The 16,523-nt window shown below is 66.4% G+C and carries 12 protein-coding genes, 1 tRNA gene and 2 pseudogenes; 9 read left to right on the top strand and 6 right to left on the bottom strand.

Annotation, left to right across the window (positions count from 1 at the left end; genetic code table 11):
* Positions 1–518, bottom strand: a pseudogene (locus Q0W90_RS04430) (DNA polymerase I); the annotation flags it as partial.
* Positions 519–607: 89 nt separating this feature from the next.
* Here Q0W90_RS04430 and Q0W90_RS04435 point away from each other — a divergent pair.
* Entirely contained in the window at positions 608–1,060 is a 453-nt protein-coding gene (locus Q0W90_RS04435; protein WP_297773319.1) for an OB-fold domain-containing protein, read from the top strand.
* Positions 1,057–2,262 carry a lipid-transfer protein gene (locus Q0W90_RS04440; RefSeq protein WP_297598504.1) on the top strand — a complete coding sequence of 402 codons (1,206 nt, stop codon included), beginning with the start codon at positions 1,057–1,059 and terminating at the stop codon, positions 2,260–2,262. Before Q0W90_RS04435 ends, Q0W90_RS04440 begins: the two co-directional genes overlap by 4 nt.
* Positions 2,263–2,461: 199 nt before the next feature.
* Here the strand turns inward: Q0W90_RS04440 and Q0W90_RS04445 are convergent, their stop codons facing one another.
* A complete protein-coding gene (locus tag Q0W90_RS04445; protein ID WP_297598502.1) occupies positions 2,462–3,076 on the bottom strand; it encodes an ANTAR domain-containing response regulator in 615 nt (204 codons plus the stop codon).
* A 112-nt stretch (positions 3,077–3,188) separates the two neighbouring features.
* Between Q0W90_RS04445 and Q0W90_RS04450 the strand changes: the two genes are divergently transcribed.
* The 7 genes and pseudogenes from Q0W90_RS04450 to cydC all read left to right on the top strand — a co-directional run bounded on the left by Q0W90_RS04450 (position 3,189) and on the right by cydC (position 12,108).
* Positions 3,189–3,265, top strand: a tRNA-Leu gene (locus Q0W90_RS04450).
* Positions 3,266–4,024: 759 nt separating this feature from the next.
* Entirely contained in the window at positions 4,025–5,356 is a 1,332-nt protein-coding gene (locus Q0W90_RS04455) for an adenylate/guanylate cyclase domain-containing protein (protein ID WP_297598500.1), read from the top strand.
* 46 nt (positions 5,357–5,402) lie between these two features.
* Positions 5,403–5,990 carry an HdeD family acid-resistance protein gene (locus tag Q0W90_RS04460; RefSeq protein ID WP_297598498.1) on the top strand — a complete coding sequence of 196 codons (588 nt, stop codon included), beginning with the start codon at positions 5,403–5,405 and terminating at the stop codon, positions 5,988–5,990.
* Positions 5,991–6,077: 87 nt separating this feature from the next.
* Complete coding sequence (locus tag Q0W90_RS04465) at positions 6,078–7,550, top strand: cytochrome ubiquinol oxidase subunit I (RefSeq protein WP_297598496.1); 1,473 nt, start codon at positions 6,078–6,080, stop codon at positions 7,548–7,550.
* Positions 7,551–7,591: 41 nt separating this feature from the next.
* Positions 7,592–8,632, top strand: a complete 1,041-nt coding sequence (gene cydB / locus Q0W90_RS04470; RefSeq protein ID WP_297598494.1) for a cytochrome d ubiquinol oxidase subunit II — start codon at positions 7,592–7,594, stop codon at positions 8,630–8,632.
* Positions 8,633–8,694: 62 nt separating this feature from the next.
* Positions 8,695–10,308, top strand: a complete 1,614-nt coding sequence (gene cydD, locus Q0W90_RS04475) for a thiol reductant ABC exporter subunit CydD (RefSeq protein WP_297773379.1) — start codon at positions 8,695–8,697, stop codon at positions 10,306–10,308.
* Positions 10,295–12,108, top strand: a pseudogene (gene cydC, locus Q0W90_RS04480) (thiol reductant ABC exporter subunit CydC). Before cydD ends, cydC begins: the two are co-directional and overlap by 14 nt.
* On the opposite strand, the gene Q0W90_RS04485 reads toward cydC, so the two are convergent.
* From Q0W90_RS04485 to Q0W90_RS04500, 4 genes are all read right to left on the bottom strand, one after another.
* Complete coding sequence (locus tag Q0W90_RS04485; RefSeq protein ID WP_297773325.1) at positions 12,021–13,418, bottom strand: phosphatidylglycerol lysyltransferase domain-containing protein; 1,398 nt, start codon at positions 13,416–13,418, stop codon at positions 12,021–12,023. The pseudogene cydC and the gene Q0W90_RS04485 sit on opposite strands and share 88 nt — an antisense overlap.
* 143 nt (positions 13,419–13,561) lie before the next feature.
* Positions 13,562–14,455: an acyl-CoA thioesterase II gene (locus Q0W90_RS04490; RefSeq protein ID WP_297598490.1), complete on the bottom strand. Its 894-nt coding sequence runs from the start codon at positions 14,453–14,455 to the stop codon at positions 13,562–13,564.
* A 135-nt stretch (positions 14,456–14,590) separates the two neighbouring features.
* Positions 14,591–16,009: a pyruvate kinase gene (gene pyk / locus Q0W90_RS04495; protein ID WP_297598488.1), complete on the bottom strand. Its 1,419-nt coding sequence runs from the start codon at positions 16,007–16,009 to the stop codon at positions 14,591–14,593.
* Between the two features lie 65 nt (positions 16,010–16,074).
* Positions 16,075–16,506 (bottom strand): DUF2752 domain-containing protein, encoded by a 432-nt coding sequence (locus tag Q0W90_RS04500; protein ID WP_297773381.1) that lies wholly within the window; start codon positions 16,504–16,506, stop codon positions 16,075–16,077.
* Positions 16,507–16,523: the final 17 nt, after the last annotated feature.

Here is a 16,523-nt window from a genome sequence, read left to right on the forward strand (position 1 = left end):
CGGGGATAGAGCACCGTCACGCTGTCGCTGACCAACTGGAGGGAATCGCGGTCGCCGGTGACCACCAGCACGCGGTAGCCCTCGTTTTCGGCCTGGGTGGCCAGGGTGGCGATCAGGTCGTCGGCCTCGAACCCCGCCTCGGCGAGCACCGTGATGCCCAGCGCCGCCAGGACTTCCTTGGTGATGTCGATCTGGCCGTGGAACTCCTCGGGCGTCGCCGACCGATTGGCCTTGTACTCCGGGTAGCGCGCGGAGCGGAATGTCTGCCGGGATACGTCGAAGGCCGCGGCGATATGGGTCGGGGCCTCGTCACGCAACAGGTTGATCAACATCGCGGTGAAGCCGTAGACCGCGTTGGTGGTCAGCCCGCCGCGGGTTTTGAAGTTTTCGGCGGGCAGCGCATAGAACGCCCGAAACGCCAGGGAATTGCCGTCCAGCAGCATGAGCGTCGGTCTGGTTTGTTCCTCGCTGGGCTTCGTAGCGGTTTTCGTGGCGGGCACGGCTCTCACTTTAGGCATCCGGTGTGACGGGCGACGCGCCCCGACCGTGCCGCCCGCGGAACTGCAACACGTTTCAGTTTTGTGCGTGAGCTGGGTACGCTGGTCGGGTGCCAGAAGTCATCCGACAAGAACCGGCGGTCGATGGATGGTTCACCACCGAGTCCACTAGCGACGAAGCCGGTGTTCCGCATCTGATCGGCGGTAAATGCCCGCAGTGCGGCACCTACGTCTTCCCGCCGCGGGAGAACAACTGCCCCAATCCGGGTTGCACGAGCGACTCGCTGGATTCGGTCGCCTTGTCGACGCGGGGAACGCTGTGGAGTTACACCGAGAACCGTTACGCGCCACCGCCGCCCTACCCGTCGCCGGATCCCTTTGAGCCCTTCGCCGTCGCCGCCGTGGAGCTGGCGAAGGAGGGCCTGATCGTGCTGGGCAAGGTGGTCGAAGGCACGCTGGCCGCCGACTTGAAGGTCGGCATCGAGATGGAATTGACCACCATGCCGCTGTACACCGACGACGACGGCGTGCAGCGCATCGTGCACGCGTGGAGGATCGCATGACGACCGCGCCCGAACCGCTGTACATCCTGGGCGCCGGGATGCACCCCTGGGGCAAATGGGGCAACGACTTCACCGAATACGGGGTGGCCGCCGCCCGGGCAGCGCTGAACGAAGCGGGCCTGGACTGGCGCCAGATCCAGTTGGTGGCCGGCGCGGACACCATCCGCAACGGCTACCCCGGGTTCGTCGCCGGTGCGACGTTCGCCCAGAAACTCGGGTGGAATGGCGTGCCGGTCAGCTCGAGCTATGCCGCGTGCGCCAGTGGCTCGCAGGCGCTGCAGAGCGCCCGGGCCCAGATCCTGGCCGGCTTTTGCGACGTGGCCCTGGTCATCGGCGCGGACACCACGCCGAAGGGCTTTTTCGCCCCGGTCGGCGGTGAGCGCAGAAACGATCCCGACTGGCAGCGCTTCCACCTGATCGGCGCCACCAATCCGGTGTATTTCGCGCTGCTGGCGCGGCGGCGGATGGACCTCTACGGTGCCACGCTCGAGGATTTCGCCCAGGTCAAGGTCAAGAACTCGCGGCATGGCCTGCAGAACCCGAATGCGCGGTACCGCAAGGAGGTATCGGTCGAGGACGTGCTGGCCAGCGCGGTGGTGGCCGACCCGTTGCGCCTGCTGGACATCTGCGCCACCTCCGACGGCGCAGCGGCCCTGATCGTGGCCAGTGCGAAGTTCGCTCGTGAACACCTCGGCTCGCTGGCCGGTGTGCCGTCCGTGCGGGCGGTCAGCACGGTCACCCCGAACTATCCGCAGCACCTACCCGAATTACCCGATATCGCAACGGATTCCACCGCCGCGGTGCCCGCACCGGATCGGGCCTTCAAGGACCATATCCTCGACGCGGCCTACGCCGAGGCGGGCGTCGGGCCCGAGGACGTGAGCCTGGCCGAGGTCTACGACCTGTCCACCGCGCTGGAACTCGACTGGTACGAGCACCTGGGCCTGTGCCCCAAGGGCGACGCCGAGGCGCTGCTGCGCAGCGGCGCCACCAGCATCGGCGGCAGGGTTCCCGTCAACGCGTCCGGCGGGCTCGCGTGCTTCGGCGAGGCCATCCCCGCGCAGGCAATCGCCCAGGTCTGCGAGCTGACGTGGCAACTGCGCGGTCAGGCCACCGGCCGGCAGGTGGAAAACGCCACGGTCGGCATCACGGCCAACCAGGGCCTGTTCGGGCACGGCTCGTCGGTGATCGTCGCCCGCTAGGGTTTTCGGCCGCCGCGCGAGCGTGCGCCGGCCAGCGTGAAGCCATGGATTTGGCTGTGAAGCTACGGCTTTCAGTGTCAAGCCACGGCGGCTGCGTGCGGCGTGTCGTCGCCCTGAGCTAACAGTCAACGCCATGGGTTCACACTCGGAGCCCCGCGCGCACACTCGACGCCACGATCGGGCACCCGACCGTCGAAAATTACTCGTCCTTGGGGCCGAGGGTCTCCAGGACGACTTCGGCCACTCGCTTCATCGTGGTCCGCCGGTCCATGGCGGCCCGCTGAAGCCACTTGAACGCCTCGGGCTCGGTCATGGCCTGCTCGGTCTGCAGCAGGCCTTTGGCGCGTTCCACGAGTTTGCGGGTCTCCAACCGCTCGGACAGCGTCGCCACCTCGCGTTCCAGCTCGGCGATCTCGCCGAAGCGGCTGACGGCCAATTCGATGGCCGGGATCAGATCGCTGATGGTGAACGGCTTCACCAGGTAGGCCATCGCCCCGGCATCTCGGGCACGCTCGACCAAGTCGCGCTGGCTGAACGCGGTCAAAACGACGATCGGGGCGATGCGCTTGCTGGCGATCTCCGAGGCCGCGTCGATGCCGTCGCGGCGCGGCATCTTCACATCCATGATCACCAGGTCGGGCTGATGACGCTCGGCCAACTCGACGGCTTCCTGTCCGTCGCCCGCTTCACCGACGATCTCGTAGCCCTCCTCTCGGAGCATCTCGGCGAGATCCATTCGGATGAGCGCTTCGTCTTCAGCGATCAGGACCCGGCGCGGCACAGCGGCGTCGGTGTCGGTCGTGGGGCCTGTCATGACGGACATTGTGTCGCGAACGCCTCAGACCAGCGACCGCGGGGGCGGTGTGACAGGTGAGGACACCAAATCCTCTATGGTGGGAGGCTGCCTCTAAGGTAAGAGGCCGCAAGCCCTCGTATCCCAACTGGCAGAGGAAACGGATTCAAAACCCGTCCAGTGTGAGTTCGAATCTCACCGAGGGCACCAGCGAACGCTCCCGGCAGCTCATCGATCCCGCTGGGTCTTCCGGTACTAACGTAGTGGTTCTCCCGGACATTACCGATTCCAAAGTCTGGTTATCGGGCAAAATACCTTCTAATAGTATGGATTTCCTATTACTTATATACCGCGTGCATTTATGCGGCGTTACGAGCAGTGCATGGCGCATTACGGATCACTTGAATTCATAGTATTTCGTGACGGCGTGGCCCACGGCGGTCATTGCCACCGGCAGCCGGGCGCCGAACGACGACGGGCACACCCCCGCATCGACCTCGCCATCGGTCCTGGCGATCTCCTCAAAACCGGCATGAGTTCAAGCACCGAGGACGTCGGGCAGGTGTAATCGCCTCAGTCGCCTAATGTTCGGCTGATGCAGACCTGGCCGGAAGCCGATACGTCTCCCCCCGCGGTGTAGGTGCCGATGGAATCGCCGGCCACTCGCAGTAGCCAGCTCGGATCACTACAGGCGCCACTACAGCTCTCCGTGAGCACGGCGGTGGCGGCAATGACTAACGCGAGAACGATTCTTCTGAGACCCGCCATCAGGCACCCCTTAGTCGAGGCGAACACGCGTCATGCAAAAGCGTCAAACACGTGTTAAATAACCGAACCAAATGACTCGTAAACCCGATAACAACCCGATAACACATGTCGTATCAGACTCGGGAAACTTACGGAGGCGAAAACGGCAAATATTGACGTGACTGCCGACAAAATTTTCTGTTCGGCGGCTAGGCTTGCACCGTGGCGGCCAAGAGCTGTGGTGCCCCACCGCGATGGCCAGACGGCCTGTCGAAGCGCCCGGACTGCGTAGCCGCGGCGCGGGCCCAGTCGCGCGCCCGCAACCAGCACTACGCCGACAGCGCGGCGCGCCGGGCCCGGATCCTCACCATCGCCGCATGGCTGGCCGTGATGGTGAGCGTCAGCTTTGTCGTGGTGCAGATCGTCAGCGGGACGTGGTTGTGGCAGGTCAGCTCAATCAACGTGGTCGGCGCCATGGTCTTCGCGGCGGTCCCGTGGCTGCAGCGATTCGGGGAACTCATTGCTCCGCTCACGTTTCTGGGCGCGGCGTATGTCTCGGTCTTCGCCAGCTGTCTGGACCTGGGTACCGGTGCGGGCGCTCAGTTCTTCTTCCTGGTCGGTGCCTGCATCGTCGTGCTGTTGCTGGGGATCGAACACATCGTTTTGGCATCTGCGCTGGCGGCCACCGCCGCCGGCCTGATAATCGCCGTTGAGTTTCTCGTCCCCCGCAACACCGGATTGCAGCCGGCCTGGGTCCAGTCGACCGGCTTTATCGTCACCGCGATCTCCAGCGTCGTGATGGTGGTCGTGACGGTGTGGTTCGCCCTGCGTGACACCGCCCGCGCCGAGGCGGTGATGGAATCCGAGTACCAGCGCTCCGAGGCGCTACTGGCGAACATGTTGCCGGGCAGCATCGCGGAGCGCCTCAAGAGTGCCGAGCGAAATGTCATCGCCGACAAGTACGACGAAGCCTCCGTGCTGTTCGCCGACATCGTCGGCTTCACCGAACGCGCCAGCAGCACAGCGCCTGCCGACCTGGTGCGGTTCCTGGACCGGCTGTACAGCGCCTTCGACGAGTTGGTGGACAAACACGGCCTGGAGAAGATCAAGGTCAGCGGAGACTCCTACATGGTGGTCAGTGGCGTCCCGCGGGTGCGGCCCGACCACGCCGCAGCTCTAGCCGATTTCGCGCTCGACATGGCCAATGTTGCTGCCGCACTGAAGGACCCGCATGGCAACCCGGTCCCGCTGCGGATGGGCATGGCCTGCGGACCCGTGGTCGCGGGCGTCGTGGGTTCGCGCCGCTTCTTCTACGACGTGTGGGGCGACGCTGTCAACGTCGCGTCGCGGATGGAGTCCACCGATTCGGTGGGCCGAATCCAAGTGCCCCAGGCGATGTACGAGCGCCTCAAAAACGACTTCGTCCTACAGGAGCGCGGCCGCATCGAGGTAAAAGGCAAGGGCGTCATGCGCACCTGGTATCTCATCGGCCGCAAGCCCGGCGAACAACCCACCGACCTGCTCACCGAACGATCACGCACCGCCCACGTCTGATCAAAAGTCCCTATACCAAGGCCCGCGTTTGTGCCAGACTGCGGCGATGACTATCTCCCCTGGCCCTCCTGGAACCCACCCTGTTCCAAGCCTGCTGCCGCATCTGTGGAAATCCGCTCTGCTGTCGGGAATTCTGTCGATCGTCCTCGGTGTCCTGATGCTGGCGTGGCCGGGAATTTCCATCCTGGTCGCCGCCGTCACCTTCGGTGTTTATCTGCTCATCACCGGTATCGCGCAAGTCGTCTTCGCGTTCTCACTGCATGTCTCGGCGGGGAGCAGGATCCTGCTGTTCATCAGCGGGGCCGCGTCGCTGATCCTGGCGCTGCTCGCGTTCCGCCACTTCGGTCAGGGATACGCAATTTTGCTGCTGGCCATATGGATTGGTATCGGGTTCATCTTCCGCGGCGTCGCCACGACGATTTCGGCCGTCAGCGACCCGCACCTGCCGGGCCGGGGCTGGAACATCTTCCTCGGTGTGCTCAGCCTGCTCGCCGGCATCGTGGTCCTGGCGTCACCGTTCGAATCGATTGTCACCCTGGCGATCGTGGTCGGCGCGTGGTTCGTCGTGATCGGCGTATTCGAGGTCATTTCCTCGTTCGGCATCCGCAAGGCGTCCAACAGCCTCGGCAGCTGAGGCGGGCGCCGGTAGCGCAGGCGCCGGCCTATCTACTACACTCTGTCGTAGCCGTTGGTCGGGGCCTCCGCAGTCGGGAGATGACAGATGAACGTCGTCGATATTTCGCGGTGGCAGTTCGGTATAACTACCGTCTACCACTTCATCTTTGTGCCGCTCACGATCGGCTTGGCCCCGCTGATCGCCATCATGCAAACGGTGTGGGTGGCTACCGGCAACACCGCCTGGTATCGACTGACCAAATTCTTCGGCAAGCTGTTCCTGATCAACTTCGCCATCGGCGTGGCGACCGGCATCGTCCAAGAGTTTCAGTTCGGCATGAACTGGAGCGAGTACTCGCGGTTCGTCGGCGACATCTTCGGTGCGCCGCTGGCGATGGAGGGGCTGTTCGCCTTCTTCTTCGAATCCACGTTCATCGGCCTGTGGATCTTCGGCTGGAGCCGGCTGCCGAAGCTGCTACACCTGGCCTGCATCTGGGTCGTCGCGATCGGCGTCAACGTCTCGGCGTTCTTCATCATCGCGGCGAACTCGTTCATGCAGCACCCGGTCGGCGCACACTACAATCCGGTGACGCGGCGCGCCGAGCTGGACAGCATTTTCGCCCTGCTGTCCAATAACACTGCCCAAGCGGCGTTTCAACACACGGTGGCAGGAGCGCTGCTGACCGCCGGCGCTTTCGTCGCCGCCGTCAGTGCATGGTGGATGGTACGTGCACGCACGCCCGGATCCGCCGCCCCCGTCGCGGAAGCCGAGGCCCGCACCATGTTTCGTCCCGCGGCGATGCTGGGGTGTGCGGTGGTGCTGCTCGCCGCTCTCGGCTTGTTCTTCACCGGTGATCGCCAGGGCAAGCTGATGTTCGTCCAGCAGCCGATGAAGATGGCATCGGCGGAGGCGTTGTGCCGCAGCCAAACCGACCCCGACTTCTCGGTGCTGACCATCGGCACCCACAACAACTGCAGCAGCGTCACCGAAGTGATCAAGGTGCCTTACGTCCTGCCGTTCCTGGCCGAAGGCAAGCTCAGCGGGGTGACCCTGCAAGGGGTCGACGAACTGCAGCAGCAGTACCAATACCGCTTCGGGCCCGACGACTACCGGCCGAATCTGTTCGTCACCTACTGGTCCTTCCGATTGATGATCGGATTGCTGGTGATCCCCGTGGGGTTCGCCCTGACCGTGCTGTGGCTGACTCGCGCCGGGCGAACCCCCAAGAGCCGCTGGGTTTCCTGGTTCGCGCTGCTCACCATTCCCACGCCGTTCCTGGCCAACATCTCGGGATGGGTGTTCACCGAGATGGGCCGCCAGCCATGGGTGGTGGCTCCGAACCCCACCGGCGACCAGTTGATCCGGATGACCGTCCGCGAAGGTGTGTCCAACCACGTGCCCGGCATGGTCATCACGTCGCTGGTGACCTTCACCCTCGTCTACGCGGTGCTGGCGGTGCTCTGGTTCTTTCTGCTCAAGCGCTACACCGTCGAAGGTCCACTGGAGCACGACGCCGAACCCGCTCCCCCGCACGCGCCCGGCGAGGACGAGATGGCGCCGCTGTCTTTCGCCTACTGAGGCGTGATGGGGCTTACCGAGGCCGAAAGGAGCTGATCGGAGTGGGACTGCAAGAAGTATGGTTCGGCATCATCGGGGTGCTGTTCCTGGGTTTCTTCATCCTTGAGGGCTTCGACTTCGGCGTGGGCATGTTGATGGAGCCGTTCGCGCGCGTCGGCATCGGTGAAGCCGAACCGTTGCGCCGCACCGCGCTCAACACCATCGGCCCGGTCTGGGACGGCAACGAGGTTTGGCTGATCGTCGGCGGCGCGGCCATGTTCGCCGCCTTTCCCGGCTGGTACGCCACCGTGTTCTCCACGCTCTACCTGCCACTGCTGGCCATCTTGTTCGGCATGATCCTGCGGGCCGTGGCGATCGAGTGGCGCGGCAAGATCGACGGCACAAAATGGCGCGGCTGGGCCGATTTCGGCATCGCCGCCGGGTCATGGCTGCCGGCCGTCTTGTGGGGTGTCGCGTTCGCCGCCCTGGTCCGCGGACTCCCGGTGGACGCCGACGGCCACATTCACCTCGCGATCACCGATGTGCTGAACGCCTACACGGTGTTGGGCGGGTTGGCCACCGCCGGTCTGTTCTTGCTATACGGTGCGGTGTTCGTCGCGTTGAAGACGTCCGGCGCCCTCCGCGACGACGCGTACCGATTCGGCGTATGGCTCTCGCTTCCGGTCACCGGACTGGTCGCGGGCTTCGGGCTTTGGACGCAACTGGCTTACGGCAAGAGCTGGACCTGGCTGGTGCTGGCCGTGGCCGTGATCGCGCAACTGACGGCGGTACTGCTGGTCTGGCGGCGCGCATCCGACGGTTGGGCGTTCACCTGCATCGCGCTGGTGGTCGCGGCCGTGGTGATCCTGCTCTTCGGCTCGCTGTATCCGAACCTGGTGCCCTCGACGCTGAACAAGCAATGGAGTCTGACCATCTACAACGCCTCCTCGACCCACTACACACTCAAAGTCATGACGTGGGTGACGGCGTTCATGGCCCCGCTGACGGTGGTGTATCAGGCGTGGACGTACTGGGTTTTCCGGCAACGGATCTCGGCCGACCGGATCCCGGCCCCCATCGGTCTGGCTAGGCGCCCGTCCTGAGCGGTGAAGACGGCGCGAGCCGAGCGCCCCTGGACCCGAGACTGTGGCGGGCATCGGCGGCGCTGCGCCGTTATCTGGTCGCCGCGGTGGGCTGCGGGGTGCTGATCTCCGCCTGCGCGATCGGTTCGGCGATCGTGTTGGGGAGCATCGTCGCACGCGTCGTCGGCGTCCCGTTCGCACGCGGACTGCGCGCCTGGTTGGGGCCGCTGTCAATCCTGTTGGCGCTGTGGGTCGTTCGCGCGGTGACGCATTGGCTTCAGGCCCGGCTGGGGCAGCGGGGAGCCAGCGTCGTCATCGCCGACCTGTCCGGCCAGGTACTGGAGGCGGTGACCGCCAGGCAGCCCGGTGAACTCGCGGCGCAACGCGACACCGCCGCGGTGGTGGTCACCCGCGGCCTGGACGGTCTGCGTCCTTATCTCACCGGATACCTGCCGACGTTGCTGCTCGCCGCGATCCTGACACCGGCCACCGTCGCGGTGATCGCGGTCTATGACCTGAAATCGACGGCGGTCGTGGCGATCACGCTGCCGCTGGTACCGATCTTCATGGTGCTGATCGGGCTGGCAACCCGGGACCGCTCGGCAGCCGCGCTGGCCGCCATGGCCACCCTGCAGGCCCGGATGCTGGACCTGATCGCCGGAATCCCCACGCTGCGGGCGTTGGGACGCAGCGCGGGACCCGAACGGCGCATCGCCGAACTCGCTGCCGCGCACCGCCGCTCCACCATGGCGACCCTGCGGATCGCCTTCCTGTCGGCCCTCGTGCTCGAATTGCTGGCCACGCTGGGCGTGGCGCTGATCGCCGTCGGAATAGGGCTTCGCCTGGTTTTCGGTGAGATGACCCTGACCACGGGTTTGACGGTGTTGTTGCTGGCGCCGGACGTGTACTGGCCATTGCGCCGCATCGGCGTGGAATTCCATGCCGCTCAAGACGGTAGGGCCGCCGCCGACGAGGCGTTCGCCCTCATCGGTCAGCCGGCCCCGTCCAGGGCTCGGCACCGGACGGTCACCGCGCGCGGCGCGCGGATTCGCCTCGAACATCTCACCGTCGCCGGCCGCGACGGAGGGGCGCCGCGCGATCTGAACGCGGTGATCGACCCCGGCACGGTGACCGTGCTGACCGGACGAAACGGCGCCGGCAAAAGCACCACACTGCAGGTGATCGCCGGCATCACCGCGCCCTCGTCGGGCCGGGTCACCGTCGGCGGAGTCGACGTCGCCGACCTGGAGCCGCCCCGGTGGTGGGGGCAGCTGTCCTGGCTGCCGCAGCGCCCGGTGCTGGTGCCGGGCACCATCGATGACAACCTGGCGCTGCTCGGAGAGCTCGAGGACATCGATAATGCTTGTGCCATCTCCGGTTTCGACACCGTGGTGGCTGAGCTTCCCCAGGGAGGTGGCACCGCGCTCGGGCGCGGCGGGGTCGGACTGTCCCTGGGGCAGCGGCAACGGCTGGGCCTCGCGCGGGCACTCGGATCGGCGGCCGCCGTGCTGTTGCTCGACGAGCCGACCGCACATCTGGACGCCCGCACCGAGGAACGGGTCCTGCGGGCGATCGTGGAGCGGGCCCGCGCCGGTGCGACCGTGATCGTGGTCGGACATCGTGAGCCGGTGCTGGCCATCGGCGACCAGATCGTCGACGTGGTCGCCGACCGCGGAGTGCGTTATGCCCCAATCTGATTCCACGTCTCCGCCGACCACGACGGGTCGCCTCGATAAACCCCTACTGGCCGCCACTGCCCTGCTGCGTCCCCGGCTGCCCCGCGTGCTGGCGGCGATCGCGCTCGGGGTGCTGTCGCTGGGCAGCGCGCTGGCGCTGGCCGGCGTTGCGGCGTGGCTGATCACCCGCGCGTGGCAGATGCCGCCCGTGCTGGACCTGTCGGTCGCGGCGGTCGCGGTGCGTATGTTCGCGATCTCGCGGGCCGTGCTGCACTACTGCGAGCGCCTGGTCACCCACGACACGGCATTACGCGCGGCCGGCACCGCCCGGGTGCAGGTCTACCAACGGCTGGCGCGCGGGCCCGCGGCGGCCGCCGTCCGGCTGCACAGCGGCGAACTGGTGGCCCGGGTGGGCGCCGACGTCGACGAACTGGCCAACGTCTTGGTGCGCGCCCTGGTGCCGATCGGCGTCGCGGCGGTGCTGGCGGTGGCGGCCACCGCGGTGGTCGCCGCCATCTCACCGCCCGCGGCCGCCGTGCTGGCCATCTGCCTGCTGATCGCCGGTTTCGTCGCGCCCCGCCTCGCCGGCCGGGCCGCCGCGAGCCAGGAAGACATTGCGCGGCAACACCATTCCGAGCGCGACACCTCGGCGATGATCGCCCTCGAACATGCGCCCGAGCTTCGGGTCGCCGGCCTGCTGCCCGATGTCATCGCCGAATCGCAACGGCGCCAACGCGCTTGGGGTGATGCCCTGGACGCCGCGGCCAAACCGGCCGCCATCGCCGAGGCGATGTCCACCGCGGCCATCGGGGCCAGCGTGCTGGGCGCGGTGGTGGCCGGGATCGGGTTGGCGCACGCGGTCGCGCCCACCACGCTGGCCGTCCTGATGTTGCTGCCGTTGTCCGCTTTCGAGGCGATGACGCCGCTGCCGGGGGCCGCCGTGCAGTTGACGCGGTCGCGGATCGCCGCGCGCCGGTTGCTGGAACTGGCCGCCGACGGGCCGCGTGAATCCACCGAGGCGAGGGAGACGCCAGCGAGGCCGGCCGGCACCGGCCGGCTTTCGGCAGACGTTCGCTCCGGTCACCACGGCGGGGCACGCTCGACCCGCATCGCGCTGGACCTGCCGCCGGGCGCGCGGCTGGCCGTCACCGGCGCCAGCGGTTCCGGGAAGACGACACTGCTGATGACGCTCGCCGGCCTGCTGCCGCCACTGCACGGGCAGGTGCTACTCGACGGCACCGCCTTGACTCAGTTCGACGAGGTCGATTTGCGGAGCGCCATCGGACTTTTCGCGGAGGACGCCCACGTATTCGCCACCACCGTTCGAGACAACCTGCTGGTCGCCCGCGGCGACTGCCGGGACGACGAACTCGCCGCGGCACTGGACACGGTCGGGCTCGGCTCATGGCTCACCGGTTTACCCGAGGGCCTGTCCACGGTGCTCACCGGTGGCGCGCAGGCCCTTTCGGCGGGGCAGCGCAGGAGGCTACTGCTGGCCAGGGCGGTGATCTCACCCGCGCGGATCGTGCTGCTCGACGAACCCACCGAACACCTCGATATCACCGACGCCGAACAGGTCCTCCGCGACCTGTTGGCCCCGGGGTCCGGGCTGCTGTCCCCCGAACGCACCGTGGTGGTGGCTACTCACCACCTGGGCAAGGGAATTGGCTGCGACGAACTGCGCGTCGATCAGGGCTCGTAGCACGTAAGCGGCCCGACCGCCGTGCTTGTGTTCAGAGGTGTCGCCGGCGCGGCATGAACTCCAGCGACAACAACACGAACAGCAGCGGGACGATCTGCGTCATGGAGATCAGCGCGTAGCGTCGCGCGTCGAGGGCATGCCACTTGCGCACGTACCGGTACAACGACTCCAGCGCGATCAGCGGGTCGAGGACGTGGATCAGCCCGTAGAAGACGCGCTGGGTCAGGCCGCGGTTCTTGTCGTCGAAGATCTCGGGGAATGCGGCGAATGCGAGCGATACCCGCTGTGCCCCACTGTCTTTGCCGGCCATGATCATGTCGACGCTGAGCCGCTCGTCGAGTCCGTTGGGGGCACCGCGGCGGCGCCACGGGACGTCGAGGGTGATGTCGCTGCCACCGCCGGCCGTGGCATACCGGTGAAACGCCTGCACCGTGCCCGTGGCGTCCCTGGCAACGATCAGCTGAATGCCGGGAAAGCGGCCTTCCAGCACGCCATCGAGGTTCATGTGGAATCCGCGGTCGGCGCGCGCCCCTTTGGATGATTCCCGCACCACCTCGGTCAGCTCGGCCAGCAGCTGTTCGCCGAGTCCCTGCTCGGCCACGATTTCGGTTGTGACGCCGCAGTTATGGGTGCGCTTCACCGCCTGACGCAGGTTGCGGAACCTGCGGCCCACCATGTCGAAACCGGACACGTCGACGACCACATCGCGCCCAATGGGTATGGCCCGCAGCGACTGTCCCAATATCGCCGAGTCGTTCCACAGTGTGAGGCGACGCTCGCCGCACCCGACCACCGCGATGCGCCATCCGTGGGCATGACAGCTCGCGGCGAAATCGGCCACCAGTTCGGGGAAGCGCTCCTCGGCGCCGATCGGGTCACCGCTGACCACGGCGATTCCCATCCGCGTCCGGTAGGCCAGCGCCGCGGCGCCGTCGGCGGTGAAGTGGTAGCTCTTGCCGGTCTGCATGGTGAACGGCGCCAACGCGTCATCGCTGGTCACGTTGATCAATTTCCAGATACGCGGCAGGTCGGCGGGCCGCGGGTGCGAGGGCATCGGCCACATCAGCACCATGCCCGAGCCGGCGATCACGACGTCACCGAGCAGATCGAAGGACAACACATGCAGGCCCAACCCCGCCAGCACGAAAAACGCGGCCGCAATGGCGTGCATCGTCGTCACCGGGCGGCCCAGGAAGATGCCGCGCGCGATCCACGCCACCGCTGCCAGAACCGTCAGTGACCAGGCCAGCCGATCGGCGAAATGCCAGCTCGGATTGCTGTGGTGACGAGCGAGTATCTCGATGAACCAGCACGTCGCGCAGAGCAACGCCAGGGCACCGATCAAGCGGGCCGCCAGCGAATCGGCCGAAACGACAACACGTTCGCGCGCGCGAGGTCTCGCTGTGACGTCCACCACCGGCCCGTTCACACTCACCTCCCGATGCGCTGACAACAGCTGGGCGGCGTGTCCGCCGCCTCTGCACCGAATACCCGGCATCGTCAAAGCTACGCCCGTTCAGGGCGATATCGGGAGTGATTCGGACGGATATCCTGCGGCTATTGCGTAACGGTTTACCGGCGCGACGACGGGAAATACTTCAGCACGCCCTCTTGCACCACCGTGGCGAGCGGTTGCCCGGACCGATCGAAGAAATGCCCGGCACCCAGCCCGCGCGAATCCGCCGCTACCGGCGACGACGTCGAGTACAGGACCCAGTCGTTGAAGTTGACCTGTCGGTGAAACCAAATGGAATGGTTGGCCGACGCAGCGAAAATTCGGTCAAATCCCCAGGACAGACCGTGCGTGGTGATGACGGAATCCAACACCGTGGTGTCCGAGGAGTACACCATTGTTGCGGTGTGCAACACCGGGTCGTCGGGGACCTCTCCCAGGGCCTTGACCCAAACCCGGTTGTGCGGCAACCGATCCCCTTTCGTGCGCATCACCCACGACGGGTCGTTGGTGTAGCGCCATTCGATGGGCTGCAGGGCGTTCACGAAGTGCGGGACGGTCTCTTCGTAGCCGCGTAGCAGTTCGCTGATCGAGGGCTGTGTGTGCGGTTCGGCCACCTGAGGCGGATCGATACCGTGCTCGAGGCCGCGGCCTCCGGCCATGTAGGAGATCATCGCCGAACACAGCAACGTGCCGCCCTGCATCGCGTCGACGCGCCGGTTGGCGAACCGCCGCTCGTCACGCAGCCGGGTCACGCGGTATTCGATGTCCTTGTCGGTGTCGCCACCGTTGATGAAATGCACCGATAGCGCGCTCGGCGGCAGGTCCTGGCGGATCAGGCTCCGGCTGCTCGCGACGAACGACTGCGACATGAGCTGACCACCGAACGTTCGCATCGGGTTCTTGCTGGGATGCGAGCCGATGAACAGGTCATCGGAGAGACGGTGGAGGTCGAGTGTCGCCAGCAGTTCCGCGAAGTCAGACGTGGTGTTCGGCTCACCGCCGGCTGGCACGGGCTCTCCTCTGGGCTGGCTGGGTCGGATTCCCCGACTCCTCCTCAGTCCGCCACACGGACCGCATCGTCGTCGGGCTGGGTCGGGTTGCCCGACTCCTCCTCAGTCCGCCACACGGACCGCATCGTCGTCGGGCTAGACGTCATCCTCCCCGATCCGGTGGACATGGATCAGGTTGGTCGACCCTACTGTGCCAGGTGGCGCGCCGGCGACGATGACCACCAGGTCACCACGCTTGTAGCGACCGAGCTCCAGCAGCGACTTGTCGACCTGGCGGATCATGCCGTCGGTGGAGGTCATCATCGCGACGATGAACGTCTCGGTGCCCCAGGTCATGGCCAGCTGGCTGCGCACCTCCGGCCACGCGGTGAAGGCCAGCAGCGGCAGCGGTGTGTGCAGGCGAGCGAGTCGCTTGACCGTGTCCCCGGACTGGGTGAACGCGACCAGCGCCTTGGCGTCGAGGCGCTCGCCGATGTCGCGGGCCGCATACGAGATCACCCCGCGTTTGGTGCGTGGCACGTGCGTGAGCGGCGGGGCCGCCGTGGAATTGTCCTCGACCGCGCAGATGATGCGTGACATGGTCCGCACGGCGGCCAGCGGATACTTGCCCACCGAGGTCTCCCCGGACAGCATCACCGCGTCGGCGCCGTCGAGGACGGCGTTGGCGACGTCGGAGGCCTCCGCCCGGGTCGGCCGTGAGTTCTCGATCATCGAATCGAGCATCTGGGTGGCGACGATGACCGGTTTCGCGTTTTCCCGGGCCATCTGGATGGCCCGCTTCTGCACCAACGGAACCTCTTCCAGAGGCAGCTCGACACCGAGGTCGCCGCGGGCCACCATGATCGCGTCGAAGGCCAGCACGATGGCTTCAAGATTGTCGACGGCTTCCGGTTTTTCCAGCTTGGCGATCACCGGTACACGCCGGCCGACCCGGTCCATCACGTCGTGCACCAACTCGACGTCGGCCGGCGAACGCACGAACGAGAGCGCCACGAGGTCGACACCGAGGTCCAGCGCGAAGGTGAGGTCCTCGATGTCCTTCTCCGACAAGGCCGGTGCGGAGACGTTCATCCCGGGCAGCGAGATGCCCTTGTTGTTGCTCACCGGGCCACCCTCGACGACCGTGCAGACGACGTCGTCGCCCTCGATCTTGTCGACCACCAGGCACACCTTGCCGTCGTCGACCAACACCCGGTCACCGGGCGAGGCGTCCTCGGCCAGTCTTTTGTAGGTGGTCGACACCCGGTCGTGGCTGCCTTCGCAGTCGGCGACGGTGATCCGGACCGTTTCACCGTCGGCCCAGTAAGTGGGGCCGGTGGCGAAGCGCCCCAGCCGTATCTTGGGCCCCTGCAAATCGGCCAGCACACCGACGGCGCGCCCGGTGGCGTCGGAGGCGACCCGAACCCGTTCGTAGGCGGCTTTGTGATCGGAGTAATCACCGTGGCTGAAGTTCAACCGGGCGACGTCCATGCCGGCCTCAACCAGCGCCAGAATCAACTCGTCCGAATTGGTCGCAGGCCCAAGGGTGCAGACGATCTTTCCGCGTCTACTCACGCCGACCCAGCATAGTCGCGTGCAACCCCCACGGCCCGCACATAACGCCGCCGCGCAGTGTGCTTTTACCCACCGAGAACGGTCGGAATCAACGGAAAGGCGGGCAGGTTACGCAGAATCGTCCATCCGATCGTCGCGACCACGACCGTCAGCAACGCCGGTCGCGACAATGATGATTTGCCGCGTGCTCGGCGAACCAGCAGCCACGCGGCCAGCACCGGGATCCCGACCAGCACGAAGACGTTGTCGTGGACAGCGGCCACCAGGTCACCGTGCACCACGTCATGCGTCATCCGCAGCCCGCCGCAAAACGGGCAATTCCAGCCGGTGAGCAATTTGAACGGACACGGCGGATAGATCGACGCGGGGTTGTGCGGGTCGGCCAGTCCGACATAGCCGAGCGCGCCGCCCAGCACGAGGCCCGTCCCGGCGCCGATATAGCCGAGACGACGACGCACGCCGTGTGGGCCGGCCTGCGCGAGTGGATGAGGTTGCATCACCGAACGGCTGACCT

The sequence above is a fragment of the Mycobacterium sp. genome (assembly GCF_025933915.1).
GTDB lineage: Bacteria > Actinomycetota > Actinomycetes > Mycobacteriales > Mycobacteriaceae > Mycobacterium.

Excerpts from the sequence above, each read along its gene's own strand:
- Q0W90_RS04440 (WP_297598504.1), top strand. The coding sequence starts at position 1,057 with ATGACGACCGCGCCCGAACCGCTGTACATCCTGGGCGCCGGGATGCAC.
- Q0W90_RS04465 (WP_297598496.1), top strand. The coding sequence starts at position 6,078 with ATGAACGTCGTCGATATTTCGCGGTGGCAGTTCGGTATAACTACCGTC.
- Q0W90_RS04445 (WP_297598502.1), bottom strand. The coding sequence starts at position 3,076 with ATGACAGGCCCCACGACCGACACCGACGCCGCTGTGCCGCGCCGGGTC.
- Q0W90_RS04460 (WP_297598498.1), top strand. The coding sequence starts at position 5,403 with ATGACTATCTCCCCTGGCCCTCCTGGAACCCACCCTGTTCCAAGCCTG.
- Q0W90_RS04500 (WP_297773381.1), bottom strand. The coding sequence starts at position 16,506 with ATGCAACCTCATCCACTCGCGCAGGCCGGCCCACACGGCGTGCGTCGT.